This is a genomic window from Micromonospora sp. SD12 (genome assembly GCF_052068495.1).
GTDB classification, from domain to species: domain Bacteria; phylum Actinomycetota; class Actinomycetes; order Mycobacteriales; family Micromonosporaceae; genus Micromonospora; species Micromonospora echinofusca.
Window position 1 is genome coordinate 121,785 of sequence record NZ_JBQHDF010000004.1, and the last position, 26,650, is coordinate 148,434.

The 26,650-nt window shown below is 74.2% G+C and carries 29 protein-coding genes; 15 read left to right on the forward strand and 14 right to left on the reverse strand.

Annotated elements, in window-relative coordinates:
- Positions 1-68: 68 nt before the first annotated feature.
- Positions 69-365, reverse strand: a complete 297-nt coding sequence (locus ACTMS2_RS10460) for a DUF4193 domain-containing protein (protein WP_007075406.1) — start codon at positions 363-365, stop codon at positions 69-71.
- Positions 366-799: 434 nt separating this feature from the next.
- On the opposite strand from ACTMS2_RS10460, the gene ACTMS2_RS10465 reads away from it, so the two are divergent.
- On the forward strand, positions 800-1,315 hold the full coding sequence (locus ACTMS2_RS10465; RefSeq protein ID WP_172896695.1) for a LytR C-terminal domain-containing protein: 516 nt from the start codon (positions 800-802) through the stop codon (positions 1,313-1,315).
- Between the two features lie 46 nt (positions 1,316-1,361).
- Here ACTMS2_RS10465 and ACTMS2_RS10470 read toward each other — a convergent pair whose 3' ends face one another.
- On the reverse strand, positions 1,362-2,177 hold the full coding sequence (locus ACTMS2_RS10470) for an inositol monophosphatase family protein (RefSeq protein ID WP_441175237.1): 816 nt from the start codon (positions 2,175-2,177) through the stop codon (positions 1,362-1,364).
- A 288-nt stretch (positions 2,178-2,465) separates the two neighbouring features.
- Between ACTMS2_RS10470 and ACTMS2_RS10475 the strand changes: the two genes are divergently transcribed.
- Both ACTMS2_RS10475 and ACTMS2_RS10480 read left to right on the forward strand, forming a co-directional pair.
- On the forward strand, positions 2,466-4,073 hold the full coding sequence (locus tag ACTMS2_RS10475; protein WP_441175238.1) for an RNA polymerase sigma factor: 1,608 nt from the start codon (positions 2,466-2,468) through the stop codon (positions 4,071-4,073).
- 244 nt (positions 4,074-4,317) lie between these two features.
- Positions 4,318-4,551 (forward strand): DUF7455 domain-containing protein, encoded by a 234-nt coding sequence (locus ACTMS2_RS10480; RefSeq protein ID WP_074474066.1) that lies wholly within the window; start codon positions 4,318-4,320, stop codon positions 4,549-4,551.
- 282 nt (positions 4,552-4,833) lie between these two features.
- On the opposite strand, the gene ACTMS2_RS10485 is transcribed toward ACTMS2_RS10480, so the two are convergent.
- The 3 genes from ACTMS2_RS10485 to ACTMS2_RS10495 all read right to left on the reverse strand — a co-directional run bounded on the left by ACTMS2_RS10485 (position 4,834) and on the right by ACTMS2_RS10495 (position 7,641).
- On the reverse strand, positions 4,834-6,564 hold the full coding sequence (locus tag ACTMS2_RS10485) for a DEAD/DEAH box helicase (protein WP_441175239.1): 1,731 nt from the start codon (positions 6,562-6,564) through the stop codon (positions 4,834-4,836).
- A 167-nt stretch (positions 6,565-6,731) separates the two neighbouring features.
- Positions 6,732-7,382 (reverse strand): trimeric intracellular cation channel family protein, encoded by a 651-nt coding sequence (locus ACTMS2_RS10490; protein ID WP_441175240.1) that lies wholly within the window; start codon positions 7,380-7,382, stop codon positions 6,732-6,734.
- A 40-nt stretch (positions 7,383-7,422) separates the two neighbouring features.
- Positions 7,423-7,641: a DUF3039 domain-containing protein gene (locus ACTMS2_RS10495; protein WP_089001394.1), complete on the reverse strand. Its 219-nt coding sequence runs from the start codon at positions 7,639-7,641 to the stop codon at positions 7,423-7,425.
- Between the two features lie 87 nt (positions 7,642-7,728).
- Between ACTMS2_RS10495 and ACTMS2_RS10500 the strand changes: the two genes are divergently transcribed.
- Both ACTMS2_RS10500 and ACTMS2_RS10505 read left to right on the forward strand, forming a co-directional pair.
- Positions 7,729-8,658 (forward strand): pseudouridine-5'-phosphate glycosidase, encoded by a 930-nt coding sequence (locus tag ACTMS2_RS10500; RefSeq protein ID WP_101414720.1) that lies wholly within the window; start codon positions 7,729-7,731, stop codon positions 8,656-8,658.
- On the forward strand, positions 8,655-9,551 hold the full coding sequence (locus tag ACTMS2_RS10505) for a carbohydrate kinase family protein (protein WP_441175241.1): 897 nt from the start codon (positions 8,655-8,657) through the stop codon (positions 9,549-9,551). The genes ACTMS2_RS10500 and ACTMS2_RS10505 overlap by 4 nt, the downstream gene beginning before the upstream one ends.
- Positions 9,552-9,600: 49 nt before the next feature.
- Here the strand turns inward: ACTMS2_RS10505 and ACTMS2_RS10510 are convergent, their stop codons facing one another.
- Positions 9,601-9,960, reverse strand: coding sequence for a DUF3099 domain-containing protein (locus ACTMS2_RS10510; RefSeq protein ID WP_363897101.1), 360 nt, complete (start codon positions 9,958-9,960; stop codon positions 9,601-9,603).
- A gap of 103 nt (positions 9,961-10,063) precedes the next feature.
- Here ACTMS2_RS10510 and ACTMS2_RS10515 point away from each other — a divergent pair, with 103 nt between their 5' ends.
- Together ACTMS2_RS10515 and ACTMS2_RS10520 are read left to right on the forward strand one after the other, a co-directional pair.
- Entirely contained in the window at positions 10,064-10,348 is a 285-nt protein-coding gene (locus ACTMS2_RS10515; RefSeq protein ID WP_231925747.1) for a hypothetical protein, read from the forward strand.
- Positions 10,349-10,361: 13 nt separating this feature from the next.
- A complete protein-coding gene (locus ACTMS2_RS10520; protein ID WP_101414717.1) occupies positions 10,362-10,673 on the forward strand; it encodes a hypothetical protein in 312 nt (103 codons plus the stop codon).
- Positions 10,674-10,686: 13 nt separating this feature from the next.
- On the opposite strand, the gene ACTMS2_RS10525 is transcribed toward ACTMS2_RS10520, so the two are convergent.
- Together ACTMS2_RS10525 and ACTMS2_RS10530 are read right to left on the reverse strand one after the other, a co-directional pair.
- Positions 10,687-11,928 (reverse strand): low temperature requirement protein A, encoded by a 1,242-nt coding sequence (locus tag ACTMS2_RS10525; protein ID WP_441175242.1) that lies wholly within the window; start codon positions 11,926-11,928, stop codon positions 10,687-10,689.
- Between the two features lie 56 nt (positions 11,929-11,984).
- Positions 11,985-12,566 carry an HhH-GPD-type base excision DNA repair protein gene (locus tag ACTMS2_RS10530; RefSeq protein WP_441175243.1) on the reverse strand — a complete coding sequence of 194 codons (582 nt, stop codon included), beginning with the start codon at positions 12,564-12,566 and terminating at the stop codon, positions 11,985-11,987.
- Positions 12,567-12,703: 137 nt separating this feature from the next.
- Here ACTMS2_RS10530 and ACTMS2_RS10535 point away from each other — a divergent pair, with 137 nt between their 5' ends.
- Complete coding sequence (locus ACTMS2_RS10535; protein WP_357719576.1) at positions 12,704-14,188, forward strand: DUF7782 domain-containing protein; 1,485 nt, start codon at positions 12,704-12,706, stop codon at positions 14,186-14,188.
- Positions 14,188-14,610: a D-aminoacyl-tRNA deacylase gene (dtd, locus tag ACTMS2_RS10540; protein ID WP_089001400.1), complete on the forward strand. Its 423-nt coding sequence runs from the start codon at positions 14,188-14,190 to the stop codon at positions 14,608-14,610. Before ACTMS2_RS10535 ends, dtd begins: the two co-directional genes overlap by 1 nt.
- A 99-nt stretch (positions 14,611-14,709) precedes the next feature.
- Here the strand turns inward: dtd and ACTMS2_RS10545 are convergent, their stop codons facing one another.
- On the reverse strand, positions 14,710-15,498 hold the full coding sequence (locus tag ACTMS2_RS10545) for a sporulation protein (RefSeq protein WP_101414713.1): 789 nt from the start codon (positions 15,496-15,498) through the stop codon (positions 14,710-14,712).
- A gap of 257 nt (positions 15,499-15,755) precedes the next feature.
- Between ACTMS2_RS10545 and sigB the strand changes: the two genes are divergently transcribed.
- From sigB to ACTMS2_RS10565, 4 genes are all read left to right on the forward strand, one after another.
- Entirely contained in the window at positions 15,756-16,772 is a 1,017-nt protein-coding gene (gene sigB, locus ACTMS2_RS10550; RefSeq protein ID WP_441175244.1) for an RNA polymerase sigma factor SigB, read from the forward strand.
- Between the two features lie 111 nt (positions 16,773-16,883).
- Positions 16,884-17,294 carry an ArsR/SmtB family transcription factor gene (locus tag ACTMS2_RS10555; protein ID WP_441175483.1) on the forward strand — a complete coding sequence of 137 codons (411 nt, stop codon included), beginning with the start codon at positions 16,884-16,886 and terminating at the stop codon, positions 17,292-17,294.
- On the forward strand, positions 17,291-17,797 hold the full coding sequence (locus ACTMS2_RS10560; RefSeq protein ID WP_441175245.1) for an SRPBCC family protein: 507 nt from the start codon (positions 17,291-17,293) through the stop codon (positions 17,795-17,797). The genes ACTMS2_RS10555 and ACTMS2_RS10560 overlap by 4 nt, the downstream gene beginning before the upstream one ends.
- The gene (locus tag ACTMS2_RS10565; protein ID WP_441175246.1) at positions 17,794-18,201 is read left to right on the forward strand and encodes a VOC family protein; all 408 of its coding nucleotides are present in this window, start codon (positions 17,794-17,796) and stop codon (positions 18,199-18,201) included. The genes ACTMS2_RS10560 and ACTMS2_RS10565 overlap by 4 nt, the downstream gene beginning before the upstream one ends.
- Positions 18,202-18,252: 51 nt before the next feature.
- Here ACTMS2_RS10565 and ACTMS2_RS10570 read toward each other — a convergent pair whose 3' ends face one another.
- From ACTMS2_RS10570 to ACTMS2_RS10580, 3 genes are all read right to left on the reverse strand, one after another.
- Complete coding sequence (locus ACTMS2_RS10570) at positions 18,253-20,808, reverse strand: bifunctional acetate--CoA ligase family protein/GNAT family N-acetyltransferase (RefSeq protein ID WP_441175247.1); 2,556 nt, start codon at positions 20,806-20,808, stop codon at positions 18,253-18,255.
- Positions 20,809-20,833: 25 nt separating this feature from the next.
- The gene (locus ACTMS2_RS10575; protein ID WP_441175248.1) at positions 20,834-22,015 is read right to left on the reverse strand and encodes an acetoin utilization protein AcuC; all 1,182 of its coding nucleotides are present in this window, start codon (positions 22,013-22,015) and stop codon (positions 20,834-20,836) included.
- A gap of 119 nt (positions 22,016-22,134) precedes the next feature.
- The gene (locus tag ACTMS2_RS10580) at positions 22,135-22,992 is read right to left on the reverse strand and encodes a sulfurtransferase (RefSeq protein ID WP_441175249.1); all 858 of its coding nucleotides are present in this window, start codon (positions 22,990-22,992) and stop codon (positions 22,135-22,137) included.
- A 97-nt stretch (positions 22,993-23,089) separates the two neighbouring features.
- On the opposite strand from ACTMS2_RS10580, the gene ACTMS2_RS10585 reads away from it, so the two are divergent.
- Entirely contained in the window at positions 23,090-23,776 is a 687-nt protein-coding gene (locus ACTMS2_RS10585; RefSeq protein WP_441175250.1) for a metal-dependent transcriptional regulator, read from the forward strand.
- Positions 23,777-23,869: 93 nt separating this feature from the next.
- On the opposite strand, the gene ACTMS2_RS10590 is transcribed toward ACTMS2_RS10585, so the two are convergent.
- Positions 23,870-24,418: a hypothetical protein gene (locus ACTMS2_RS10590; protein WP_441175251.1), complete on the reverse strand. Its 549-nt coding sequence runs from the start codon at positions 24,416-24,418 to the stop codon at positions 23,870-23,872.
- Positions 24,419-24,505: 87 nt separating this feature from the next.
- Positions 24,506-24,748: a DUF5522 domain-containing protein gene (locus ACTMS2_RS10595; RefSeq protein WP_441175252.1), complete on the reverse strand. Its 243-nt coding sequence runs from the start codon at positions 24,746-24,748 to the stop codon at positions 24,506-24,508.
- Between the two features lie 270 nt (positions 24,749-25,018).
- On the opposite strand from ACTMS2_RS10595, the gene ACTMS2_RS10600 reads away from it, so the two are divergent.
- A complete protein-coding gene (locus ACTMS2_RS10600) occupies positions 25,019-26,290 on the forward strand; it encodes an MFS transporter (RefSeq protein WP_441175253.1) in 1,272 nt (423 codons plus the stop codon).
- Positions 26,291-26,650 lie beyond the last annotated feature (360 nt).

A 26,650-nucleotide genomic window follows, 5' to 3' on the forward strand; every position in this document is an offset into this window, starting at 1 on the left:
GTACCGCACGGCGACTCGATCAGCGGCGGCCCCGGCGAGGGAGCCGCCGCTGGTGCGGACGCACGATGTCAGACGCACTCGCGGCAGATGAGCTCGCCGTTGCGTTCCACCGCCAACTGGCTGCGGTGGTGCACGAGGAAGCAGCGGGCGCACCGGAACTCGTCCTGCTGCATCGGCAGCACCTTGACCGTGAGTTCCTCGTCCGCCAGGTCGGCGCCGGGCAGCTCGAAGCTCTCGGCCACCTCGGCCTCGTCGACGTCAACGGCGCCCGACTGTGAGTCGACGCGTCGGGCCTTGAGCTCTTCCAGGCTGTCCTCGCCGAGGTCGACCTCGTCGCGACGCGGGGCGTCGTAGTCGGTGGCCATCGGTTTCACTCTCCCATATCGATGTTGTCGCTTCCGGTTGTAACGCCGGACGACGCTGTTTCGGTTCCGCTGGCCGGCCACCACTTGTGTCGGTCACCCGACCCGAAGACAGCACGGACGGAGGCATCCTCAAGGAACACCCGGCGAGCGCGGAACATACCCCCCCTTTGGGCGAGGCATGTATACCGCCCTCGTGGCTGAGATGTACGCCCCCGCACGCGAAGTTGTTCCCAATGTGACTCAGGCGACACGAAGATAGGGGTAGTACTACCCGGTTCCCGGATGGCGCGCCGGCATGTCCGGCTGTTTCCACGCGACGGCCGGACAACCGTTAACCTCAGCGGCGTACTCGACGGCCGGCGGGGCGGCCCGTCCACCCGGCGGCCGCCACCACCCACCACTGTCCGGGGAGCACCCTGATGAGCTTTGCGCGAGTGCGAGCACTCGTTGTCGTCGGCCTGCTGGCGGTGCTGGCCCTCGTCTTCGTGGTCGTCGCGCTGGTCCGCGACACCCAGAGCAGCGCCGGCCTCGCCGGAGGTTGCCCCGAGGGCTGGCCGCTGGCCGACGTGACACTGCGGGAACCCAAGGACGTCAAGATCAACGTGCTGAACGGCACGGACCGGATCGGCCTGGCCACGTCCATCGCCGACGACTTCCGCAACCGGAAGTTCCAGGTGAAGAAGTTCGGCGACGAGAAGAAGCAGATCGACGACATCGCGGTCCTGCGCTACGGCCCCAAGGGGGTGGGCTCGGCGCACCTGCTGCGGGCCTACTTCCTCGACAACGCCGAGTACGACTACGACGCCAAGCGCACCGACGACGTCGTCGACGTGGTGCTCGGCAGCGGCTTCCAGCAGCTCGCCACCACCACCGAGGTCAACCAGTCCCTGGGCGACCTCGGCGCGCCGGTCGCGCCGGCCGGCTCCTGCCCGATGCCGCAGGACGACTGACCGCGCGTCGCGCCCCCGGTTCCGCCGGGGGCGCGGCACCGGCCGGTCAGGGACCGCCCGAGGCGTCCAGGTCGGCGAGGCGGTCGTGCAGCGGCTTGAACAGCGCCGACGGCGCGGCGATCACCAGGTCCGGGCCGGCCGGCAGTCCGCCCAGCCCGGCGACCAGCAGCCCGGCCTCGGTCGCGACCAGGGCGCCGGCGGCCTGGTCCCAGGCGGCGAGCCCCTTCTCGTAGTAGGCGTCCACCCGCCCCTCCGCCGCGAAGCAGAGGTCCAACGCGGCGGCGCCGAAGCGGCGGATGTCGCGGATGTGCGGGATCAGCTCGGCGAGCACCCGGGCCTGGTGGGCCCGGCGCCCGGCGTCGTAGCCGAACCCCGTGCCGACCAGCGCCTGGCCGAGGTCGGTCTCCGTGGAGCAGCGCAGCCGCTCGCCGGCACGCCAGGCGCCCCCGCCGACGGTGGCCGTCCACTCCTCGCCGGTGCTGACGTTGCGCACCACCCCGGCGACCACCTGGCCGTCGACCTCGGCGGCGAGCGACACCGCGCAGTGCGGGATCCCGTAGAGGTAGTTCACGGTGCCGTCGATCGGGTCCACGATCCAGCGGACCCCGCCGGGGCCTACCGGGCCGGTCTCGCCCACCCCGTACTCCTCGCCGAGGACGGCGTCGCCCGGCCGCAGCCGGCGCAGCGCGTCGACCACCTGCCGCTCGACCGCCCGGTCGGCGGCGGTGACCACGTCGGTGACCGTGCTCTTGGTGGCGGCCACCGAGACGCCCTCGACCCGCATCCGGTACGCGGTCGCGGCCGCGTCCCGGGCCACGTCGACCGCGATCTCCAGCAGTTCCGACGGCGTCGAGCGATCCATCGTTCGTCCCCTTCCCACACGGCCGGGGTGTTCCGGGCCACGCGCGGTACCATCCTTACAAAGTCCACATCTGCGTCGAATCGGCGGCCCCCGCCGCCGGTCCGCCGTGCGGCGACGGATGATCGCCGCAGACGGCGTTACAATTCACCCCTGCCCACGCTGCGACGGACCGCCAACGACCGGCCGGCCCGGGACACGGGGGTCCCTCAACCACATCGCCCGGCAAGGTGCCCCGCTCTGCGTCGGACGACCCGGCCGTGCTCGCTCTTCGCCTCCGGAAGGTCATTCGTGACAGAACCCCGCCAGACCGGCGCCGACGTTCGCTCGCTCACCGACACTCTGATCGCCCACGCGCAGAGCGCCGGTGGTCAGCTCACGTCGGCTCAGCTCGCGCGCACCGTCGAGTCCGCCGAGGTGACTCCGGCCCAGGCCAAGAAGATCCTGCGGGCGCTCTCCGAGGCGGGAGTGACCGTGGTGGTGGACGGCTCGGCGAGCACCCGCCGCCGCGTCGCCGCCGCTCGATCGGCCACCCCGGCGTCCCGGGCCACCACCGCCAAGACCACCAAGAAGGCCGTCGCGCCCGCCCCGAAGCAGGCGCCCGCGGCCGACGAGGCCCCAGCGCCCGCCCCGCGCAAGGCCGCCCCCCGCAAGGCCGCCGGCACCACCGCCGAGGTGGCCGCCAAGGCCGCCGCGCCGGCGAAGGCGACCAAGTCGACCCGGGCCACCAAGGCGACGGTCGCGGCGGCCGGCGCCAAGCCGACCAAGGCCGGCGGCAAGGCCAAGGGCGAGGGCGAAGGCGACATCGACCCGGAGGAGCTGGCCGCCGAGATCGAGGACGTCGTCGTCGAGGAGCCCGCGGAGCTGACCCGGGCCGCCGAGACCGACGCCGCCAACTCGGCCAGCGACAACGACTTCGAGTGGGACGACGAGGAGTCGGAGGCACTCAAGCAGGCCCGCCGCGACGCAGAGCTGACCGCCTCCGCCGACTCCGTCCGGGCGTACCTCAAGCAGATCGGCAAGGTCCCGCTGCTCAACGCCGAGCAGGAGGTGGAGCTGGCCAAGCGGATCGAGGCCGGGCTCTACGCCGCCGAGCGGCTGCGCGCGGCCGAGGAGGGCGAGGAGAAGCTCACCCGCGAGATGCAGCGGGACCTGGGCTGGATCTCGCGCGACGGCGAGCGCGCCAAGAACCACCTGCTGGAGGCCAACCTCCGGCTGGTCGTCTCGCTGGCCAAGCGCTACACCGGCCGCGGCATGGCCTTCCTCGACCTGATCCAGGAGGGCAACCTCGGCCTGATCCGCGCGGTCGAGAAGTTCGACTACGCCAAGGGCTACAAGTTCTCCACGTACGCCACCTGGTGGATCCGGCAGGCGATCACCCGCGCGATGGCCGACCAGGCCCGCACCATCCGCATCCCGGTGCACATGGTCGAGGTCATCAACAAGCTCGGCCGCATCCAGCGCGAGCTGCTCCAGGACCTGGGCCGCGAGCCCACCCCGGAGGAGCTCGCCAAGGAGATGGACATCACACCGGAGAAGGTGCTGGAGATCCAGCAGTACGCCCGGGAGCCCATCTCGCTGGACCAGACCATCGGCGACGAGGGCGACAGCCAGCTCGGCGACTTCATCGAGGACTCGGAGGCCGTGGTCGCGGTCGACGCGGTCTCGTTCTCGCTCCTGCAGGACCAGCTCCAGCAGGTGCTCCAGACGTTGTCCGAGCGTGAGGCGGGCGTGGTACGCCTGCGCTTCGGCCTGACCGACGGCCAGCCGCGCACGCTGGACGAGATCGGCCAGGTCTACGGGGTGACCCGGGAGCGCATCCGGCAGATCGAGTCCAAGACGATGTCCAAGCTGCGCCACCCGTCGCGTTCGCAGGTGCTGCGCGACTACCTGGACTGATCGCGATCGTCAACCGAACGTGTCGTTTTGATCACCTGGCGTGCAACGTCGGAAGGTGACCGTCCGGTTGCACGATTGTGATCGTTGACGTGGCACCCTTGGTGCACGGCACACTGTCCGTGCCATGTGTGACCTCGGTCCCCCGCGGGCACACAGGGAAGGCAGCGCCGGGACAGGGTGTTGCACGATAGGTGAGCAACGACCGAAGAGATTGTTCATCGGTGACGACCAGAGGAGGAAGGCGATGACCCCGACCCTCACGCCGCCGCCCGAAACGGTGGCTCCCCCAGCCGCCGATGAACGGTGCGACCGCTGCAATGCTGCCGGCAAGCTCCGGATCACTCTGGCGGGTGGGAGCGAGCTGGTGTTCTGTGGGCACCACGCGAACAAGTACGCGGAGGATCTCGTGAAGATCACCGTGCGATTCGCGACGGACCCGGAGTTCAGCTGGCGTGGCGCCGATCTGATGGCGAACTGAGAGATTCCGTAGATCCACGACATAGCCGGCCGGAGGCCCCTTGCGGGGCCTCCGGCCGGCTTTTCGCGTCCTTCGGGCCGACGGCATCCCTACGCGCTGGCAGCGTCCATCGGACCGGGCGGCGTCCCTCCGACCGGAGGCGTCCCTCGGCCCGAACGCGTTCCTCGTCGCTGGCCTCGCTCAGGCCCGGCGGCGTCCCTCTCACCGGAGGCGTCCCTCTCACCGGAGGCGTCCCTCTCACCGGAGGCGTCCTCCGTGCCGGCGGCGGTGATCCGGCCGCCGTCAGAGGGTCTGGACGGTGGCGATGCGTTCCTCGAGCTGCTCGATGGTGGCCTGGGCGCTCGGCGGGCCGCCGCAGAGGCGGCGCAGCTCCGCGTGGATCTTCCCGTGCGGCTGCCCCGTGCGGTGGTGCCGGGCGGCCACGAGGGCGTTCAGCTGGCGGCGTAGGGCGACCCGACGCTGGGCGGCACTCATCGGTGCCGGCGGCGCCGTGGGGGCCTCAGCGGCCGCCTCAGCGGGCCGGGTGGCCCGGCGCCGCTGGGCGGCGAGCTGCTCCTGCTGGCGCTTGGTGAGCAGCAGGGCCACCTGGTCGGCGGTGAGCAGCCCGGGCAGGCCGAGGTATTCCTCCTCCTCGGGGGTGCCGGCCTGGGCGGCGGTGCCGAACGAGGCGCCGTCGAAGATCACCTGGTCCAGCTCGGCCGTGGCGGAGAGCGCGGCGAACCGCTTCTCCAGCTCGCCGCTGGCCTGGTCGTCGCGCTGGGCGCGCTCCAGCAGGTCGTCGTCGAAGCCCTCGCGGTCCTTGGGCTTGCCGAGGACGTGGTCCCGCTCGGCCTCCATCTCGCTGGCCAGCCCGAGCAGGTGCGGCACGCTGGGCAGGAAGACCGAGGCGGTCTCGCCGGGGCGGCGGGCGCGGACGAACCGGCCGATCGCCTGCGCGAAGTAGAGCGGGGTGCTGGCGCTGGTCGCGTAGACGCCGACCGCCAGCCGGGGGATGTCGACGCCCTCGGAGACCATCCGGACCGCCACCAGCCAGCGCTGCTCGGACGCCGCGAACGTCGCGATCCGCGCCGATGCGCCCACGTCGTCGGAGAGCACCACCGCCGCGCGCTCGCCCGTGATCTGCTCGATGAGTTTCGCGTACGAGCGGGCGGTCTGCTGGTCGCTGGCGATGATCAGCCCGCCGGCGTCGGGCATCCCCGCGTTGCGCAGGACGGTCAGCCGGGCGTCGGCGGCCCGCAGCACCTGCGGCATCCAGTCGCCCGCCGGGTCCAGGGCCGTACGCCACGCCTGCGCCACGAGGTCCTGGGTCATCGGCTCGCCGAGGCGCGCCGCCAGCTCGTCCCCGGCATTGGTGCGCCACCGGGTCTCCCCCGAGTACGCCAGGAAGAGCACGGGCCGTACGACGCCGTCGCGCAGCGCGTCGGCGTAGCCGTAGACCGAGTCGGCGCGCGAGCGCAGCAGGCCGTCGCCGCCCCGCTCGTAGCTGACGAACGGGATCGGGTTGTCGTCGGAGCGGAACGGCGTCCCGGTCAGCATCAACCGGCGCTCGGCGCCCTCGAAGGCCGCCTTCACCCCGTCGCCCCAGGAGCGGCTGTCCCCTGCGTGGTGGATCTCGTCGAGGACGACCAGGGTGCGCCTGGTGAGGGTGCGCCGCTTGTGCACCTGGGGTGCCATGCCGACCTGCGCGTACGTGACGACGGCGCCGTGGAAGTCGGCGGAGGAGTGCAGGTCGGCGTTGCGGAACGCGGCGTCGAGCTGGATGCCGACCCGGGCCGCCGCCTGTGCCCACTGGGTCTTCAGGTGCTCGGTCGGCGCCACCACGGTCACCGCCTCGACGGTGCCGTCGGCGAGCAGCTCGGCGGCGATCCGCAGGGCGAAGGTGGTCTTTCCGGCGCCCGGGGTGGCGACCGCCGTGAAGTCGGGGTCCCGTCGGCGCAGGTACTCCACGAGTGCCTTGCGCTGCCACGCGCGCAGTGCCGGAAACGTCTCGATCGCCGGCATCCGGGCCGCCACGGGAAGCTCCTCTCCGACCGCCTGACGGCGGACCCCGGGCGAGGGCCACGGGTACCGCCGCCCATGAAAACGCCTCCGCGCAGGTGGTGCCGCGAAGGCCGACTCAGCATAACCAGCGCGGCCCGCCCGACCCAGCCGACGCCACGCTGGTCACATCCGTCACCCCGTCAGGGGCGGTTGCCGGAGGTTCCCGTACGCGGGGGACGCAGGGTGGCCACCGGCGCCGACCAGCGCCGCCGCAGCGCCACCAGGCGCAGCAGGAAGACCACGACCGCCGCCGCGGTCAGCCAGACGGCGTTGGCGCGCCCGAGCGCGTCCAGCAGGGCCACGAGGATCGAGCCGACGAGCGCGGCGACGGCGTAGATCTCCCGCCGCAGCACCACCGGGATCTCGGCGGTGAGCAGGTCGCGGCCGAGGCCGCCGCCGATCGCGGTGAGCATGCCGATCACGCAGGCCCCCACCGCCGGCACCTGGGCGTCGAGGGCCTTGACCGTGCCGGTGACGGTGAACAGGGCCAGCCCGGCCGCGTCGAGCACCAGCACGGTGGTGCGCAGCCGGGCGAACTGGGGATGCAGCCAGAAGACGGCGGCGGCGGTGACGGCGGCCGTCGCGGCGTACCGCCAGTCGCCGAAGGCCAGCGGTGGCGCCTCGTCGATCGCCAGGTCACGGAAGATCCCGCCGCCGAGCGCGGCCACGAAGCCGACGAAGACGACGCCGAAGAGGTCGAGCCGTTTGGCCACCGCCGCGGAGGCCCCGGAGGCGGCGAAGACCGCCACCCCGGTGAGGTCGGCGAGGAGCAGGGCGGTGGAGGTGGTCACCGGCGAAGGTTACGTGCGCGCCCCGGAGGGTCGCCCACGTTCACTCGCCCCAGGAGTCGTAGATCTCCTTGCACTTCGGGCAGACCGGCGAGCCGGGCTTAGCGGCCTTGGTGACCGGGAAGGTCTCCCCGCACAGCGCGACGACGAACGTGCCCATGACGGCACTCTCGGCGATCTTCTCCTTGCGCACGTAGTGGAACATCTCGGGACCGGTGTCGGCGTCCTTCAGCTCCGGACGCTCGAGAACCTCTGTGCTCACTTCTGCACCTCCGACCGTCAAGTCTGGCAGGTCACCCCCGCTCCGGTCCACTTCAGGTCGCCCGGTCGGGGGCCGTACGGTGGTGACGTGACCGACTTTCACATCCGCTACGGCAGCGAGGTTGCCGACGCCCTGCGCGACGGGCGTCCCGTCGTCGCCCTGGAGAGCACCATCGTCTCGCACGGCCTGCCCCGGCCGGACAACCTGCGGGTGGCCCGCGAGATCGAGCAGGCCGTCCGGGACGCGGGCGCGGTACCGGCGACCATCGGCATGGTCGGCGGGCGGCTCGTGGTGGGCCTCGACGACGCGGAGCTGACCCGGCTCGCCACCGTCGACGGGGTCGCCAAGCTCTCCGTACGCGACCTCGCCCTCGCCGCCGCGACCGGCGCGGACGGCGCCACGACCGTGGCCGCGACCAGCGCGGTGGCCGCCGCCGCCGGGATCGCCGTGTTCGCCACCGGCGGCCTCGGCGGGGTGCACCGGGAGGCGGCGCAGACCTTCGACGAGTCGGCCGACCTGGTCACCCTGGCCCGTACGCCGATCGCGGTGGTCTGCGCCGGGGTCAAGTCGATCCTCGACGTGGGCGCCACCCTGGAGCGGCTGGAGACCCTCGGCGTCGGCGTCGTCGGCTTCCGGACCCGGCGCTTCCCCGGCTTCTTCATCACCGACGGCGGCTTCGACCTGGACTGGTCGCTGGAGTCGGCCGAGCAGGTGGCGGACGTGCTGGTGGCCCGGGAGCAGCAGCGCGTGCACCACGGCGGCCTGATCGTGGCCAACCCGCTGCCGACCGACGAGCAGCTCGACCCGCAGCTGCACGACCGGACCCTCGCCGACGGGCTGGCCCTGCTGGAGCGCGACGGGGTCACCGGCAAGGCCGTGACGCCCTACCTGCTCGCGCACTTCCACTCGGCGACCGAGGGGGCGAGCCTGGCGGTGAACGTCCGGATCATCCTGCGCAACGCCGACCTCGCCGCCCGGATCGCCGTCGCCGCGGCCGCCCGCCGCGCCGGGGCATGAGCGCAGGCCGCGTCCTCGTCGTCGGTGACCTGATCACCGACGTGGTGGCGGTGCTGGCCGGGCCGATGGCCACCGGGTCGGACACCCCGGCGGCGATCCGGTTCAGCGGCGGCGGGCAGGCCGCCAACACCGCGGCCTGGCTCGCCGCCCAGGGCGTACCGGTCACGCTGGTCGGTGCCGTCGGCGACGACGACGCCGGCCGGGACCGGGTGGCCGAGCTGGAGCGCGCCGGGGTCGACTGCGCGACGACCGTGTGCCCCGACCGCGCCACCGGGACGGTCATCGTGCTGGCCACGGCCGGGGAGCGGTCGATGGTCACCGAGCGGGGCGCGAACCTGCGGCTGGCCCCCCGCGACGTCGACGCGGCGCTGGCCGCGGCGCCGGACGCGCGGCACCTGCACCTGTCCGGGTACACCCTGCTGGACGACGAGTCCCGACCGGCGGGGCTGCGGGCGCTGGCCGCCGCCCGCGAGCGCGGTCTCAGCACCAGCGTCGACGCGGCCTCCGCGGCCCCGCTGCGGCGGGTCGGCGCGGCGGCCTTCCTGTCCTGGGTACGCGGGGTCGACCTGCTCCTGGTCAACGCCGACGAGGCGACGGTGCTGGCCGGCGGGCTGGACCCGGCGGCGCAGGGGCGGGTCCTGTCGGCCTCCGCCCGGCGGATCGTCGTGAAGCAGGGCGCCGCCGGGGCGGTCTGGGTGGACCGGGCCGCGTCGGTCGCCGTCGCGCCGGCCCGCCGGGTGGCGGTGGTCGACGTCACCGGCGCCGGGGACGCGTTCGCGGCCGGGCTGCTGGCCGCCTGGCTCGACGGCGCGGAGCCGACGGTGGCGCTGGGCCGCGCCGGCGACCTCGGCGCGCTCGCCGTCTCGCAGATCGGCGCCCGCCCCGCTCCGTGACCTGCCGGGCAGGTGCGGGCGCCGGGCCTCCCCCGACGGAACGGGTGGGTCAGGGCTCGGCGTCGATGATCTTGTGGGGGCGCTCCTCGGCGGTGAGACTCATCGGCGGGGTCTCGTCGCGGTGGCGCGGTTGGAACCGGTTGGCCAGCCGGTGCTGCTCCTTGGGCGGGCGGTCGTTGGCCAGCAGGACCGCCAGCCACGGGATGAGCACCATGCCCAGGGCCACCATCGGCAGCCAGAGCCAGAGCAGTGGGGCCTGCACGCCGACCAGGACGGCACCGACGATCACGCAGGCCACCCGGATGCCCATCATCAGCACGTAGCGCTTCTGACGGCTGGTGAGCTGGTCGTCCTGGCTGCGCGAGGCGTCGGTGATCAGGATCGGCTGGTACGCCTGACGCTTCACCATGGACCTCCTCGAGGGGGTTACGCCCCATCCTGACACCTCCGGCGCGTGATCAGCGAGAATCGCTCGACCCGGCCTCGTGTTACCCGCGTGGTACGCTCGCGCCGTGGGCAGCAGGTTCAGCTTCACCGACGAGGCGTTGGCCAACCTGAGGGTCTACGACGTCACGCCCGGGGAAGTCTGGGAGGCGCTGCACAGCACCCGCCGGGTGATCCGGCACCTCGGCGACGACGTGATGGTCGTCTACGCCGCCGCCCGCCGGGGGCGCCGACTGGCCGTGCTGCTCGCCGAGGCCGACGGCACCGACAACGACTGGGACATCCTCTCCGCCCGCGAGCTGAGCGACGTCGAGGCGAAGCGCTACGACGAGGCCGTGCGGAGATCTCGATGAGGAGGCGGTGACGATGAACCGTAACGACGCGACCAAGCAGTTCCACAGCGGCGGTGACCGGCTCGCGGAGCTGATCGACGGGAGCCCGCAGGTGGAGCTGCCCGCCCCCGACACCGACACCCCCATGGTCAGCCGCTCGGTGCGCCTGCCGCTGGAGACGTACGAGCGGGTCCGCGCCGCTGCCGACGCGCGGGGCATCGGGGTCACCACCCTCATGCGGCAGTGGATCGAGGCCGGCCTGGCCGACCTGGACGACTCCGCCACGGTCTCCCTCGCCGACGTCCGGCGGGCCCTGGCCGCCCTCTCCCGGCCGACCGCCGCCTGACCCCGCACCCCGCTCACGGGGCCCGGTGGAAGCCCGTCTCCCCCGCTTCGCCGTGCCCGAGCGGCGAGGCGGACCTCTCCGGGGCACGGCCCCGGCTGCGTCGCGCGTCGGCGACCGCCACCCCGGCCAGTACAGCGGCGACCAGCGTGAGCGCCCCCATGGGCGGGGCCAGGGCGAGCACCGGCGTCAGCAGGAGCAACGCCAGCAGGCCGCCCATCCGGGACCAGGACACCCGGCCGAAGATCTCGTACTCGAAGCGGGCCCGGGCCGCCAGGAAGAGCGCCGGACCGCCGACGATGAAGACCAGCCAGGCCGGGTCGGCCGGGCCGTACGGGTGGTGGATCACCAGCTCGTAACCGACGGCGGCGCTCAGCACGCCGACGACGATGGGCAGGTGGGTGCCGCCAACGGAGGCGCCGAGCCGCCCGGGTGACCGGGCCACCCGCAGCGCCTCACCGAGCAGGTGACCCGCCCGGTGGAAGTAGATCCGCCAGAGCAGGGCCGTGGTGACGAAGGCGACCGTGAAGGCGCCGGCCCGGTCGGCGGTGAACTCCGCCCCGCTGTAGGTCAGCCCGATCACCAGGATGGTCTCCCCCAGCGAGATGAGGAAGATCTGCTGGTACCGGTCGGCCAGGTGCTCACCGGCGATCAGCCAGCCGGACGCGCGCGCCGGGCCCAGCCGGGGCAGCGGCCAGCCGAGCCCGAGGCCGATGCCGTCGACCGCCAGCGCGAGCACCCACAGCGGCAGGCGCAGGTGTTCCGGCGCGAGCGCCCCGGCCAGCCACGGCACGGCGCCCGCGACCGCCCAGGCGCCGAGTCGCAGCGGGACCGTGCGGCGCGGGTGGTGGCGCAGCGCCCAGGCCATGACCAGCGGCCGGCCGATCATCACCGCCAGGTACGCGAGCACGAACGACAGGGCCCGTTCCTCGAACGCCCGGGGCAGCGCCACGGCCATCACCATGGCGCCGAACATCGACCCCACCACGACGAACTGGATCACCACCCGTTCCGGCTCGTACCGGCTGGTCACCCAGGCGGTGATCGACCAGAGCAGCCAGAGGGCGAGGAAGAGCGCGCCGGTGCGCACGATCTCGAGGACCAGTTCGCCGAAGGGGGCACCGGCGGCGGCGACCAGGCGCACGGAGACCCGGGTCAACGCGAAGACGAAGACCAGGTCGAAGAAGAGTTCCAGGAAGGTGGCCCGGGGCGAGCTCTCCTCCGGCCGCAGCAGCCGCCCGGCGCGCTCGTCCGTCATCGGCTGCCCGTCGTCACCATCCTGGCTACAACGACCGGCCCGACCCCGCGGTTGCGTCAGCCGCCGACGGTCTTCGCCTTCGCCGCCGCCTTCATCTGCTGCTTGTACTCGCGCACCCGGCGCAGCGAGTCGGCGTCGGTCACGTCGGCCACCGACCGGTGGGCGTCCGCGTCGCCGTAGCCGCCGGCCGCCTCCCGCCAGCCCGCCGGCGTGACCCCGAACCGCTTGCCGAGCAGCGCGAGGAAGATCTGCGCCTTCTGCGCGCCGAAGCCGGGCAGGTCGGCGATGCGGCGCAGCAGCTCCCGGCCGTCGGCGGCGTCGGACCAGAGCCGGGCGGCGTCGCCGCCGTAGCGGTCGACGAGGACCCGGCACACCTCCTGCACCCGGGCCGCCATGGCCTTCGGGAACCGGTGCAGCGCCGGCGGCTGGGCGAACAGGGCGACCAGCGCCTCCGGGTCGTACCCGGCCAGCTCCCGGGCGTCCAGGTCGCGCCCGAGGCGCTGCGCCAGCACGTACGGCGAGGAGAACGCCTTCTCCATCGGCACCTGCTGGTCGAGGACCATGCCGAGCAGCAGCGCCAGCGGGCTGCGCTCCAGCAGCCGGTTGGCCTCCGGGTCGATGGGCAGTGCGAGCGTCATGGCGTCAATGCTGTCACCACGCCGACCGGCCGGTGCCCGGACACGCGCGTTCGCGTACCGCCCACGGGTCGTGGGAGTGGGCCGGAGGATCGCCGGGTGGCCGCGTGCCCGCGCCGCGCACCAGGCAGGATGGCGACGTGGACGGACACGACATGTTGCTCTCCCCCGCCGGCGTCGAGGCGCTGCGGACCGCGCTGACCCGGGCGGGATTCACCTCGAACGGCATCGCCACCCGGCTCGGCGCGCAGGCCACCGGCGGGGTCGCCCGCAACGACTTCCGGGCGGCGCTGCGCGCCACCGAGGACCGCGACCCGCTCGGCACCCTGATCCGCGTGTTCATCTGCGAGCAGACCGAGCCGGAGGCCGCCGTGGCCGCCGCGCTGGCGCCGCTGTCGCTGGACGAGGCGCTCGCCGGGGGCCTGGTCGAGCGGCACGGCGACGGGCTGCGCATGGGCGTGGACCTGGAGCCGTACGGGGACGACTGGTGGGTCCTCGCCGACGTGCCCGCCAGCGCCCGGCCCGGTCGCCCGCTGCACGCCGAGCACGTCCTCGGCATCGGCGGGGCGACGCAGACGCTCATCGGCGCGACCGTACGCCGGCCCGTCGAGACCGCGCTGGACCTGGGCACCGGGTCCGGCGTGCAGGCCCTGCACCTGGCCACCCACGCGGGACGGGTCACCGCCACGGACCTCTCGGCGCGGGCGCTGCGCTTCGCCGCCACCACGGCCGCGCTCAACGGCCAGGACTGGGAGCTGCTCCGCGGCGACCTGGTGGCCCCCGTCGCCGGGCGACGCTTCGACCTGGTGGTGAGCAACCCGCCGTTCGTGGTGGGCCCCGGCACCACCACGCACGTCTACCGCGACTCGGGGCGGGTCGGCGACGCGATCGGCGCCGAACTGGCCGCCGCCGCGCCCGGCCTGCTGACCGAGGGCGGCACCATGCAGTACCTGGCCAACTGGGTGCACGTCGCCGGGGAGGACTGGGCCGAGCGGGTGACCGGCTGGTTCGCCGGCACGGGGCTGGACGCCTGGGTCATCCAGCGTGAGGTGGCCGACCCGATGGCGTACGTCAACCTGTGGCTCACCGACGTGGGCGAGGCGGCCGACCCGCGCCGGATGGCGGACTGGCTGGACTGGTTCGACGCGCACAAGGTGGAGGCGGTCGGCTTCGGCATCGTCTCGCTGCGCCGCTCCGGCCACGACGACCCGGTCCTGCGGGTGGAGGACCTGCGCCAGCGGGTGCAGGCGCCGCTCGGCGACCGGGTCGGCGCGTGGTTCGACCGCCAGGACTGGCTGCGCGACCGCGACACCGACGGGCTGCTCGCCGCCCGCTTCCGGGCCGCCGACGGGCTCCAGCTTCGGCAGGAGGCCACGATGGGCGACGAGGGCTGGGCGGTGGACCGGCAGGTGCTGGCCATGCCGCACGGCCTGCGCTGGACCGAGGAGATCGACCCACTGGTCCTGGCCCTGGTCGGCGGGGCCGACGGGCGGCTGCCGCTGCGCGACCAGCTCGCCCTGCTCGCCGCCGCGCACGACGTGGCCCCCGGGGAGCTGGCCGAGGCGGCCGGGCCGATCGTCGCGCACCTCGTCGAGCGCGGTTTCATCGAGCCGGTGGCCGACTGATGCGGGCCGTGGTGCAGACCGTCGGCCGCGCCGGCGTGACGGTCGACGGCGAGGTGGTCGGCGCGATCGACGACGGGCTGCTGGTGCTGCTCGGGGTGACCCACACCGACACCGTCGAGACCGCCCGCACGATGGCCCGCAAGGTGCACGAGCTGCGGATCCTCGACGAGGAGCGGTCCGCGGCGGACACCGGCGCGCCGATCCTGGTGGTCAGCCAGTTCACCCTCTACGGCGACGCCCGCAAGGGTCGCCGTCCGAGCTGGACGGCGGCCGCCCCGGCGGAGGTCGCCGAGCCCCTGGTGACGGCGGTCGTGGAGGCGCTGCGCGCCCGGGGCGCGAAGGTGCAGACCGGCCGCTTCCGCGCCCACATGCTGGTCGAGAGCGTCAACGTCGGCCCCCGTACGGTGCTGCTCGACCTCTGAGCGCCCGCACTCCCGCCTCTCCTCGCCGGTCACGGGGACGACGGCCACAAGGCCCCGTCCCGTCGCCCTCGTGCGCGGCCGGAGAGGTCGGGGCAGGCGTCAGGAGAAGAGACCGCGGCGCTGGAGCGACTGGCGGATCCAGGCGTCGAGCTGGGCGGCCCAGTCGGTGCGCTCGGCGGTGGCGTGGTCGATGGTGAAGCGGCCGAAGGCGTCGCGTCCCTCGGTGAACAGCCCGCCGCGCTTGTCGAGCTCCAGCACCACCTGGATCTGCTGCGGGTCGGTGACGAAGGTGACCTCCAGCTGGTTGATCGCCCCGGCGTACTGCGGCGCCGGGTAGAACTCGATCTCCTGGTAGAAGGGCAGGCTCTGCCGTACGCCGTAGATGTGGCCCCGCTCCACGTCGGCGCGGGCGAACCGGAAGCCCAGCCGCAGGAACGCCTCCAGGATCTTCTGCTGCGACGGCAGCGGGTGCACCGCCACCGCGTCCAGGTCGCCCTTGTCGACCGCGCGGGCCACCTCCAGCTCCGTACGCAGCCCCATCGTCATGCCGTGCAGGTGCTGCCCGTACAGCTCGGTGAGCGGCGTCTCCCACGGCACGGGGAAGCGGAACGGGATGTCGTGGCGCTGCCCCGCGTCGAGCCGGAACGCGCCGGTCACGGCCTGCCGGTGGAACTCCTGCGTGGTCTCGTAGTCGTTGTCGCCGCTCTCCACCTCGACCCGGGTGACCAGGCCCAGGGCGACGTACTCCACGTCGACGGGGTGGTCGCCGCCGGCCACGTGGACGACGCCCTCCAACTGCCCGCCGGGGCGGCAGTTCGGGTTCGCCAGCACGGTTTCCACCGACGGGCCACCCACACCCATCGCCTGCATGAGCCGCTTGAAGACCACGCCAACCTCCTTGACCAGTTCGCTGCGCCGTGTCGCCGGCGACGCCGGCCGTGCCGGCCGACCGCTGGCACGGTAACCGCCTGCGGCAACAACCGCTCGGCGACGAGCCGCGTACGCTGAGCAGGCCATCGACGCGTTTAATGTCGGGTCCCCGATCGCCTCACTCCCGTTTCACGCCCCGCCCGCCAAGCTGTGTGTCACACCGGCACCACTGGGCCGGAACCAACGGCACAGACGTGGACACGGGGAGAACTGAGATGGCCCAACAGATGACGGAGCACCGGACGCGCCCGGCGGGCACCACCGAGGCCGCGAGCGCCACCGACAGCCTGACCGACCTCGACGCCACCGACGAGCGCGGCGTCTCCACGGATCTGGTCCGGGCATACCTGAACGGGATCGGTCGCACGAAGCTGCTGACCGCCGCCCAGGAGGTCGACCTGGCCAAGCGGATCGAGGCCGGCCTGTTCGCCGAGGAGAAACTGGCGACCTGCACCCCCGTCTCGACGGAGCTGCGGGCCGACCTGGAGCTGATCGTCGCGCAGGGTCGGGCCGCGAAGGACCACCTGCTGGAGGCCAACCTGCGCCTGGTGGTCAGCATCGCCAAGCGCTACACCGGCCGCGGCATGGCCTTCCTCGACCTGATCCAGGAGGGCAACCTCGGCCTGATCCGCGCGGTCGAGAAGTTCGACTACGCCAAGGGCTACAAGTTCTCCACGTACGCCACCTGGTGGATCCGGCAGGCGATCACCCGCGCGATGGCCGACCAGGCCCGCACCATCCGCATCCCGGTGCACATGGTCGAGCAGGTCAACCGCATGGTCCGGGCCCGTCGCGAGCTCTCCGTCTCGCTGGGCCGGGAGCCCACCGTCGCCGAGGTCGCCCGGGCCATGGACATCCCGGAGTTCCAGGTGATCGAGCTGATCTCGTACGACCGGGAGCCGGTGAGCCTCGACCAGGCGGTCGGCGAGGACGGCGAGAGCGCGCTCGGCGACTTCGTGGCCGCCGTCGACCCGAGCGCCGAGCCGGGCGACGCCGCCGCGCAGGGCGAGCTGCGCAACGAGGTGAGCATCGTGCTGTCCACCCTCTCCCAGCGGGAGCAGGCCGTGATCCGGCTCCGCTTCGGCCTCGACGACGGCCGGCAGCGCACCCTCGACGAAGTGGGCCGGGAGTTCGGCCTGTCGCGGGAGCGGATCCGGCAGATCGAGAAGGTGACCCTGCTGAAGCTGCGCGCCCCGGAGCGGGCGCAGCGCCTGGAGGCGTACGCCTGCTGACGTCCCTGCGCCACGCGAGGCCCCGGCGGTTCGCCGGGGCCTCGCGTTCGTCCGGCGCTCCGGGACTGTGCTTGCCCCGACGGCGCCGCCGGGATATAAAACCATCTGGTTATTGAACCGGGAGGTTATCGAATCGTGCGCGCCGACCTGCTGGATGCGACCTTCGCGGCGCTGGCCGACCCGACCCGGCGGGCCATCCTGGCCCGCCTGGCGTCCGGCGAGGCCACCGTGACCGAGCTGGCGGCGCCCTTCGCGATGAGCCAACCGGCCGTCTCCAAGCACCTCAGGGTGCTGGAGCGCGCCGGGCTGGTCAGCCGGGGTCGCGACGGCCAGCGTCGCCCGTGCCGCCTGGAGGCCGGCCCGTTGCGGGAGGCCACCGCCTGGCTGGCCGGCTACCGGGACTACTGGGCGGAGAGCTACCAGCGCCTCGACGCCCTGCTCGACGACCTCCAGCCCACCGCCCAGAGGGCCGGTGCCCCCGCCGGCACCGGGCGCGACGACACCCCGGACGCCACCCGGTGACCGGCGACGGCGACCCACTGGTGGTCCACGCGCCGGGCGACCGGGAGATCGTGTTGAGCCGGCTGTTCGACGCGCCCGCGCCCCTGGTCTTCGCCGCCTTCACCCGCCCGGAGCTGCTCGTGCACTGGTACGGCGCGCGCGGCTGGCGGCTGGTCGAGTGCGAGGTGGACCTGCGCGTGGGCGGACGGTGGCGCTTCGTCTCGCAGGGCCCGGGCGGGGAGCGGATGGGTCAGAGCGGGGTGTACCGGGGGATCGACCCGCCCCGGCGACTGGTCCTCACCGAACTCTTCGACGACCAGTCCTATCCGGGCGAGACCCTGATCACCCACGAGTTCGCCGAACTCGTCGGGCGCACCACCGTCACCAGCACGCTGCGCTACGCCACCCCCTCGGGCCGCGACAGGGTGCTGCGCTACCCGATGGCCCGGGGCGTCGGCGAGAGCTTCACCCGCCTCGCCGAGCTGCTGGGCCGGCCAACGACGACAGGAGGAGCGACAGCATGAACTGGACCCTGGAAGTGGTGATCGTGCCGGTCTCCGACGTGGACCGCGCCAAGTCGTTCTACGCCGACCGGCTCGGCTTCGCCGTCGACCACGACACGGTGATCAACGACGACGCGCGGATCGTGCAGCTGACCCCGCCCGGCTCCGGCTGCTCCATCGTGATCGGCAAGGGGGTGGTGCCGGAGATGCCCCCCGGCTCGCTCAAGGGCCTCCAACTCGTCGTGCCCGACCTGCGAAGGGCGCGGGCCGAGCTGGTCGAGAGCGGCGTCGAGGTCAGCGAGATCCAGGTCGTCGGCGAGAACCCCCGCCCGGTGCCCGACCCGCTGGACAACGTCGGGTTCCTCTTCTTCGCCGACCCCGACGGCAACGCCTGGGCGGTGCAGCAGATCTCCGAGCGGGCCTGAGGGCCGCCGCCGGGAGGGCGCCCTGCGCACGCGGCGCGGGGGCGCCCCTCCTCACAGGCGGCGGGGGCCGGTGTCGGGGCGGGCCACGGCGGAGCCGACCCGGACGGTGGCGTGCAGCACCGAGAAGCCGTCGGGGCGGGCGAGCACCGGATTGAGCGTCAGCGCACGCACCCGGGGCTGCTCGTCGGCGAGGCGGCCGACCCGCAGCAGCAGCTCCGCCAGCGCCGCCCGGTCCACCGGCGCCGCGCCCCGGTGCCCGCGCAGCAGCGGCGCCGCCCGGGGCTCGTCGACCAGCTCGGCGGCGTCCAGGTCGGTCAGCGGCACCGCCCGCCAGGCCCGGTCGCCGAGCAGCTCGGTGGCGACGCCACCCAGCCCGAAGCCGACCACCGGGCCGAACGCCGGATCCTCCACCAGCTCGACCACGCAGGCCACGCCGGGCGGGACCATCGGCTGCACCAGGACGTCCGCGCCGAACAGCGCCGACATCTCCGCGTACGCGCGGTGGACCGTGGCCGCGTCGGGCAGGTCGAGCCGGACCGCGCCGAGGTCGAGGCGGTGCCGCAGGCCGGGTGCGGCGGCCTTGAGGGCCACCGGGAAACCCAGCCGCGCCGCCGCCTCGGCGGCCTCCCCGGCCGAGCGCGCCGGCACCGACTCGACCACGTCGATCCCGTACGCCGCGAGCAGCCCCGCCGGATCGAGGGCCTCCGGGCGCAGGGCGGCGTGCGCCGCCGAGCGGTCCACCCGGGTCAGCTCCGGCGGCACCCCGGCGGGCCGGCGCAGCCAGTCGGCGTACGCGGCGACCCGGGCGAGGGCGCGCACGGCCTCCTCCACGCTCGGGTACGCGGGCACCCCGGCGGGCGCCCGGCCGACCAGGAACGTCGCCACCGCCGGCTTGCCAGCGGCGAACGCGCTCGGCAGCGCGGCCGTGAAGTCGGCGTCGGTGTCGGTGAGCTGGCCGGGCAGCGGCGGGGCGAACACCACCACCAGGGCGTCCACCTCGTCGTCGGCGCCCGCCTCGGCGAGCGCGGCGGCGAACTCGGCGGCGCCGGCGCGCGGGCCGACGTCGCGCGGATAGCCGGTGGCGACGGTGAGCCCCTGCGCGGCGCAGGCGGTGGCCGCCAACCCCGTCAGCGCCGAGGAGTTGCCGACCACGCCGACGCGCGGCCCGGCGGGCAGCGGCTGGTGGGCCAGCAGCACCCCGACGTCGAGCAGCTCGGCGACGGTGTCCACCCGGATCACGCCCGAGTGGGCGAACAGCGCGGCGACCGCCACCTCGTCCGGGCCTGCCGAGTCGCCCACCCCCGGCGGCCGGGCCGGCGACGCCAGCGCCACGACGGGCTTGTCCCGGCCGATGCGGCGGGCCAGCCGGGCGAACTTGCGCGGGTTGCCGAAGGTCTCCAGGTACAACATGATCACGTCGGTGCCGGGGTCGTCCTGCCAGTACTGGAGCAGGTCGTTGCCCGACACGTCGGCCCGGTTGCCGGCCGAGACGAAACTCGACAGCCCCAGCCCGCGCCGGTCCGCCTCGGCCAGCAGCGCCACCCCGAACGCGCCGGACTGGCTGAAGATGCCCACCCGACCGGGCACCGGCAGCCGGGGGGCGAGGGTGGCGTTGAGGCGTACGGCCGGGTCGGTGTTGGCCACCCCCAGGCAGTTCGGGCCGACCACGCGCATGCCCGCCGCGTGCGCCGCGCGGACCAGCGCGCGCTGCGCGGCCGCGCCCTCCCCGCCGGCCTCGGCGAAGCCCGCCGAGATGACCACCAGGCCGTGCGCGCCCGCGGCGGCCGCGTCGGCGACCACCCTCGTCGCCGCCTCCGGCGGAACCGCCACCACCGCCAGGTCGACCGGCACGCCGGCATCGGCCGCCGAGGGGTACGCGGGCAGCCCGGCGACCGACGCCGCGCTCGGATGCACCGGAACCACCGCGCCGGTGTAGCCGCCGTCGCGCAGGTGCCCGAGCACCGCCGCGCCGACGCCCTGCCCGGTGGCGCTGGCGCCGTAGACGGCGACGCCACGCGGGGCGAGCAGGCGGGCGACGGAGCGGGCCTCGGTGCGGTGCTCCCGGCCGCGCTGCACCTCCAGCGTCGCGTCGGTGGGGGCGATCGGGAAGGTCAGATGGACCACGCCGTCGGCGAACTGCCGCTGGACCTGGTAGCCGAAGTCGGAGAAGACCCGCAGCATCGCGCCGTTGGCCGGGAGCACCTCGGCCACGAAGCTGGCGATGTCGTTGCGGCGGGCCGCGTCGGCCAGGTGCTCCAGCAGCACCGACCCGATGCCCCGGCCCTGGTAGGCGTCCTCGACCACGAACGCCACCTCGGCCTCCGGCGCTTGCGGACCCAGCCGCTCGTAGCGGCCGACGGCGACGATCCGCTCGCCGACCAGCACCACGAACGCCTCCCGGTCACGGTGGTCGACGTTGACGAAGCGTTGCAGGTCCCGCTCCGGGATGCGCGGGTACGGCGAGAAGTAGCGCAGGTAGCGGGTGCGCTCCGAGAAGCGGGAGTGCATCGCTACGACGCCCGGCCCGTCCGACGGGCGGATCGGGCGCAGCTGCACGGTGGTGCCGTCGCTGAGCAGCACATCCACCGGTTGTTCCACCGTGGTCACCTGTGCGGTCCCTTCCGGCACCGGTTCAGTCGCGTGGGTCGTGCGGGTCGAGCCCGAACAGCGGGAAGGCGGTCTTGCGGGCCGCCGCGATCGCCCGGTCCACCGCGCTCGGCTCCCCCGTCGGCTGCCACGGCTCGTACGCCGGGTCGACGTCGTCGGTCATCCGCAACGGGATCTGCCGGCCCGGCCGGCGCGCGGCGGCCAACTCCCGCCACGCCGGCGGGGTCAGCGTCGCCGGGTCGACCGGGTCGCCGGCGGCCACCGCGAGCAGGTGCGTCCAGGCCCGGGGCACCACCTCCACCAGCGCGTACCCGCCGCCGCCGGTGGCCACCCAGCGGCCCTCGCACAACTCGTCGGCGAGCGCCCGCAGGGCCAGGTAGGTGGCGCGCTGCCCGTCCACGGAGAGGTTCAGGTCGGCCAGCGGGTCGAGGCGGTGCCCGTCCGCGCCGCACTGGGTCACCAGCACCTGCGGCCGGAACGCGCGCAGCACCGACGGCACCACCGCGTGGAAGGCGCGCTGCCAGCCGGCGTCGTCCACACCCGGCGGCAGCGGGAGGTTGACGGCGCTGCCCTCGGCGCCCGGCCCGCCCGTCTCGTCGGGGAAGCCGGTGCCCGGGAAGAGCGCCAGCGGTGTCTCGTGCACGCTGACCGTGAGCACCCGCGGGTCGTTCCAGAAGACCTGCTGCACCCCGTCGCCGTGGTGCACGTCCACGTCCACGTACGCGACCCGCTCGGCGCCCAGGTCGAGCAGGCGGGCGATCGCCACCGCCGGGTCGTTGTAGACGCAGAACCCGGCCGCGCGGGCCGGCATGGCGTGGTGCAGGCCGCCGGCCACGTTGACCGCCCGCCGGGCCTCGCCCCGCCAGACCGCCTCGGCCGCCGCCACCGTGGCACCCGCCACGAGCGCGCTGGACTCGTGCATCCCCTCGAAGACCGGGTTGTCGGAGGTGCCCAGCCCGAAGCCGGCGAAGAGCGGGTCGCGGGGGGCGGCCTTCACCGCGGCGAGGTAGCGCGGGTCGTGCACCCGGCTCAGCAGCGCGTCGTCGGCCGGCTCCGGCTTGACCAGCCGCACGCCGGGACGGGCGAGGACGCCCAACTCCCGGGCCAGGGCGAACGTCAGCTCCACCCGTACCGGGTCGAGGGGATGATCCCCCATGTCGTAGGCGAGCAGGGACTCGTCCCACACCACCACCGTGTCGTCGGACATGGCCCCATCGTCGCACGCGCACCCGGGCGTGCCCGCGCACGCGCTGCCCAGCCGCAGGGTGTCGCCCGACGCGGTTGCCCGCTCAGCCGCCGGGTGCCGTCGGTGCCCCCGCTCCTCGCTCACCCGGTCGGGGTCGGCCCCGTCGCCACCGGGCGGTCCGGGTCGGCGACCCAGTTGCTCCACGACCCGACATACAGTGCCGCGTCCGGCCGGCCGGCCAGGTGCAGCGCGAACACCGCCTGCGCCGCCGTCACCCCCGACCCGCAGTACGCCCCCACCGGCCGGTCCTCGCCCACCCCGGCGGCGGCGAACCGCTCACGCAGCGCCTCCACGGCGGGGAACCGGCCCTCGGCGACGTACTCGCCGGCGGGCAGGTTCACCGCGCCGGGCACGTGCCCGGCGACCGGGTCGATCGGCTCGGTCTCGCCCCGGTAGCGGGGCGCGGCGCGCACGTCGAGCAGGACACCGTCGTCGGCCGCGGCCAGCCGGGCGGCCTCCGCCGCGTCGAGCACCGGCAGCGCGCCGGGACGCACCTCGACGTCGCCCCGCCGCGGCGTCGGCACCGTCGTGCTGACGGGCAGCCCGGCGGCCTGCCACGCCGGGAAGCCGCCGTGCAGCAGCCGTACCGGCCGGTGGCCCGCCCAGCGCAGGGTCCACCAGGCGCGGGCGGCGGCCATGCCGTCGCCGCCGTCGTACACCACCACGGGGTGACCGGCGCGGACGCCGGCGGCCCGCAGCGCCGCCTGGAGGGCGGCGGGGTCGGGCAGCGGGTGGCGGCCGGCGGGGCCGGGCGGGCCGCAGAGCGCGGTGTCCAGGTCGACGAAGACCGCGCCGGGCAGGTGACCGGCGGCATAGTCCTCCCGACCCGGCGGGCCGACGAGCCGCCAGCGGACGTCGAGCAGCGTGGGCGGGTCTGCCTGGCCGAGTTCGACCGCGAGCCGACCGGCCTCGACAATGAGATCATCGGAGGCGGGCATGGCGTCCAGTCAACACCATCCCGGCGCGGACCTGGCGGTTCGCCGTGGGTCGTTCGGTGAACGCCGAGGTAGCATCGTTGGCCGGAGGTCCGCTGACGTGAAGCATGATCTGGTCGACACGACCGAGATGTACCTCAAGACCATCCTCGAGCTGGAGGAGGAGGGGGTTCCGCCGCTGCGTGCCCGCATCGCCGAGCGGCTGGGGCAGAGCGGGCCGACCGTCAGCCAGACCGTCGCCCGGATGGAGCGCGACGGCCTGCTGACCGTCGAGGGCGACCGCCACCTGGCGCTGACCCCGCACGGCCGCAGCAACGCGGTCTCCGTGATGCGCAAGCACCGCCTCGCCGAGCTGCTGCTGGTCAACGTGATCGGGATGCCCTACGAGGAGGCCCACGAGGAGGCCTGCCGGTGGGAGCACGTGATGAGCGACGCCGTCGAGAAGCGGGTCTACGACCTGCTCAACCGGCCGACCCGCTCCCCCTACGGCAACCCGATCCCGGGGCTGGACCAGCTGGGCACGCCGGAGCAGACGACCGCCGCCCCGGTCGAGGGCGAGCGCAACCTGGCGTTCCCGGGGCTGTCGGGGCCCGTCGTGGTGCGACGCATCTGCGAGAGCGTGCAGACCGACGCGGACGTGCTCCGGCAGCTGCACGCCGCCGGCGTCGACCCGGGCGCGACCGTCACGGTGGCGCAGGAGCGCGACGGGGTGTCGATCGACCGCTCCGGTGACCGCATCAGGTTGCCGCGCGAGATCGCCTCCCGCGTCTTCGTCGCCGCGCACTGATCCGTTCCGGGCACGTCGCCTGCTCGGCCGGCTCGCACCGGACGCAGGGCGCACCCGCACCGGCCGACGCGCGGGCGGCGGCCCGGGCCGGAGTCAGAGCGCCCGGATGTCGAGTTGCCCGGCCAGCGTGACGAGCGCCTCCGTGAGCCGCTCGGCGTCGGCCCTGACCGTGTCGCGGGCAGTGGCATAGCGCAGGGTGACGAGGCGGGCCTCGGCGGCCAGCCAACCCACCTCCGCGACCGGTCCGGCGCCACCCTTGGCCGAGACGGTCCGCCGGTATGCCCGCTGGCCGAGCCCGGGCACCTTGGCCGCCTTCGCCGGCACCACGTCGGCGGTGAAGGTCGCCGCGTCGATCGACGTCCGCGTGACGGTCAGCGTCAGCTCCGGCAGGTCGTCCTGACCCGCGCGCACCACGCAGGTGTGGCTGTCGCCGGTCGCGCTGGCCGCCGCGACGTCGAAGCGGACGCCGGCGTGCTGCTCGATCACGCCGAAGTCCAACAGCCGGCACGCCCCGCCGGAGGAGGCGGCGGCCACGTCGACGGCGACCGGTGCGGGAGGTGGTAGGGCCACCGGCTCGGCCTCCGCGCCGCAGCCGGCCACCAACAGCACCGCCACCCCGGCGCCCAGCATCCGCCCGCGCACGCTCACTCCTCCGCTGTCCACTCCGACGCGTCCGCCGGAAACCGTACGATGTGGCCCGGCCGGGCGGTAGCCCTCGGCCGGACTCCCTCAGTCGTCGACGTACGGGCAGTGTCGGCAGCCGCGCCCGCAGCAGGTGCCGCGCCGGGCCAGGAAACCCGCGCTGAGCACGAAGAGACCGGTGGCCGGGTCGAGGTAGCCCGCCTCGCCGGCGGTCAGGGCGGCGGAGTGCGCGGCGAGGATCCGCTCCCGGTCCGGGTGCTGCGGCGGCAGCCGGGACGGGTGCGGCTCGGTCAGCGGCCGGTCCGCCAGCGGTCGTCGCTCTCCGGTCACCGGCGCAGTCTAGAGACGTGCTCGGCGGCGCCTGCCCCGGGCGGGGCGCCGGGCCACCGCCGGATCCGCAGGTCGCGGCACTGCGGATGGTCGGCCAGGGGGCGCGCGGCCGCCCGTACGGGGATCGGATAACCAGTGGCGTCGATCCGGACGGGGCCGGCAGGCTGACCGGATGGACCACGGACGGGCCGGGCGCCCGCGAGCCGCGTCGAATCCCGCGAGGTCGGCGGCCTCCCCACACCGGTCACCGGCCCGCACCGGAAGCCCGGCGTGACGCAGCAGGCGGCCAGGCCCGCCGCAGGCACCGCCCCGAAACGACCCTCGCTGCTGCGCAGCCGCAACTTCGGGCTGCTCCTGGCCGGGCAGACGCTCAGCGAACTGGGCACCCGGGTCTCCAACGTCGCGGTGCCGCTGCTCGCCGTCGGCACACTCGACGCCAGCGTCTTCCAGGTGGCGCTGCTGACGGCGCTCGCCTGGCTGCCGTACCTCATCTTCTCCCTGCCCGCGGGCATCCTCGCCGACCGCGTCGACCAGCGGCGGCTGATGGTCGCCTGCGACCTTGGCCGGGCCGCGCTGCTGCTGTCGGTGCCGGTGGTCGCCCTGGTCGGTCAGCTCACCCTCGGCTTCCTGTACGCGGTGGTCGGGCTCTCCGGCGTGCTCACCGTCCTGTTCACGGTGGCCCACAAGAGCATGCTGCCGAGACTGGTGCCGTCGGAACGCCTCGTGGACGCCAACGCGAAGCTCACCGTCGGCCAGGACTCCGCCGAACTCGTCGGCCCGACGATCGGCGGCGTGCTGGTCGGGCTGGTCGGCGCCGCGAGGACGCTCGTCGTCACCGCCGTCGCCTTCGCCGTGAGCGGGTTGACCCTGCTGCTGATCCGGGAGGCGCCGGCCGGGCCCGCGCCACGCCGCGAGCGGGTGCCGCTGCGGGTGGAGATGACCGAGGGGCTGGGCTTCATCCGCCGCCAGCCCATCCTGCGCAGCATCCTCGCCTGCACCACCACCTCGAACTTCTTCGTCATGGCGTCCGGCTCGATCGAGGTGGTCTTCCTGCTCAAGGAGCTGCACGCCACGCCGGCGCTGGTCGGGCTGGTCTTCTCGGTCAGCGCCGTGGGCGGCCTGGTCGTCGGCGCGTTCGCCGACCGGTTGACCGCGTGGCTCGGCTCGGCCCGGGTGATCTGGGTGGCGATGGCCGCCCCGGGCCCGCTGTACCTGCTGATGCCCCTGGCGCAGCCCGGCTGGGGCGTGCTGCTCTACGGCATCGGCATGGCCGCGTTCTCCGCCAACGCGGTGCTCTACAACGTGGCCGCCATGACGTACCGGCAGCGGATCACCCCGCCCGCCCTGCTCGGCCGGGTGAACGCGGCGTTCCTCTGGGTCTGCTTCGGCGTGATCCCGGTGGGCGCGCTCACCGGCGGCACCCTCGCCAGCCAGTTCGGGTTGCGGCCGGCGCTGTGGATCTGCGTGCTCGGCACGTGGAGCGCCGCGCTCTTCGTCGTCTTCTCGCCGCTGCGGCGGATGCGGGACATGCCGGCGGCGTGACCGGTCGATGTCAGCACTGGCTCCGGGCGGGGCCCGTCGGCGGCCGACCAGGCCGCACCTCCCGGCCGGGTGACCCCGGGCACCGGGCCGGCCCGTGCGCACGGAAGCACGTTGGCTTTCCGCTCCGCCCGGCCTATGGTGGCTGCATGTGTTCGACCGGTCAGCAGAGCAGCACCGCCGTCGTGGTGACGGCGGCGCCCGCTGCTGCCTGCCGGTGTGCCCTGCGGGTGAACGTGGCGACCCGGGTGGTGCGATCCGCAGTCGCGCCGTCGTGCGCCGGCTCGGTCGCCTCCCGACTGCCGAGCCCCGCCGGACGTGGCCCTCCGTGAACCGGTTGCAACTCTTGCGAACGGCCACCAG

Excerpts from the sequence above, each read along its gene's own strand:
- ACTMS2_RS10480 (WP_074474066.1), top strand. The coding sequence starts at position 4,318 with ATGACCCCGACCCTCACGCCGCCGCCCGAAACGGTGGCTCCCCCAGCC.
- sigB (WP_441175244.1), top strand. The coding sequence starts at position 15,756 with ATGGCCCAACAGATGACGGAGCACCGGACGCGCCCGGCGGGCACCACC.
- ACTMS2_RS10565 (WP_441175246.1), top strand. The coding sequence starts at position 17,794 with ATGAACTGGACCCTGGAAGTGGTGATCGTGCCGGTCTCCGACGTGGAC.
- dtd (WP_089001400.1), top strand. The coding sequence starts at position 14,188 with ATGCGGGCCGTGGTGCAGACCGTCGGCCGCGCCGGCGTGACGGTCGAC.
- ACTMS2_RS10530 (WP_441175243.1), bottom strand. The coding sequence starts at position 12,566 with ATGACGCTCGCACTGCCCATCGACCCGGAGGCCAACCGGCTGCTGGAG.
- ACTMS2_RS10470 (WP_441175237.1), bottom strand. The coding sequence starts at position 2,177 with ATGGATCGCTCGACGCCGTCGGAACTGCTGGAGATCGCGGTCGACGTG.
- ACTMS2_RS10580 (WP_441175249.1), bottom strand. The coding sequence starts at position 22,992 with ATGCCCGCCTCCGATGATCTCATTGTCGAGGCCGGTCGGCTCGCGGTC.
- ACTMS2_RS10460 (WP_007075406.1), bottom strand. The coding sequence starts at position 365 with ATGGCCACCGACTACGACGCCCCGCGTCGCGACGAGGTCGACCTCGGC.
- ACTMS2_RS10575 (WP_441175248.1), bottom strand. The coding sequence starts at position 22,015 with ATGTCCGACGACACGGTGGTGGTGTGGGACGAGTCCCTGCTCGCCTAC.
- ACTMS2_RS10520 (WP_101414717.1), top strand. The coding sequence starts at position 10,362 with ATGAACCGTAACGACGCGACCAAGCAGTTCCACAGCGGCGGTGACCGG.
- ACTMS2_RS10525 (WP_441175242.1), bottom strand. The coding sequence starts at position 11,928 with ATGACGGACGAGCGCGCCGGGCGGCTGCTGCGGCCGGAGGAGAGCTCG.
- ACTMS2_RS10505 (WP_441175241.1), top strand. The coding sequence starts at position 8,655 with ATGAGCGCAGGCCGCGTCCTCGTCGTCGGTGACCTGATCACCGACGTG.
- ACTMS2_RS10510 (WP_363897101.1), bottom strand. The coding sequence starts at position 9,960 with ATGGTGAAGCGTCAGGCGTACCAGCCGATCCTGATCACCGACGCCTCG.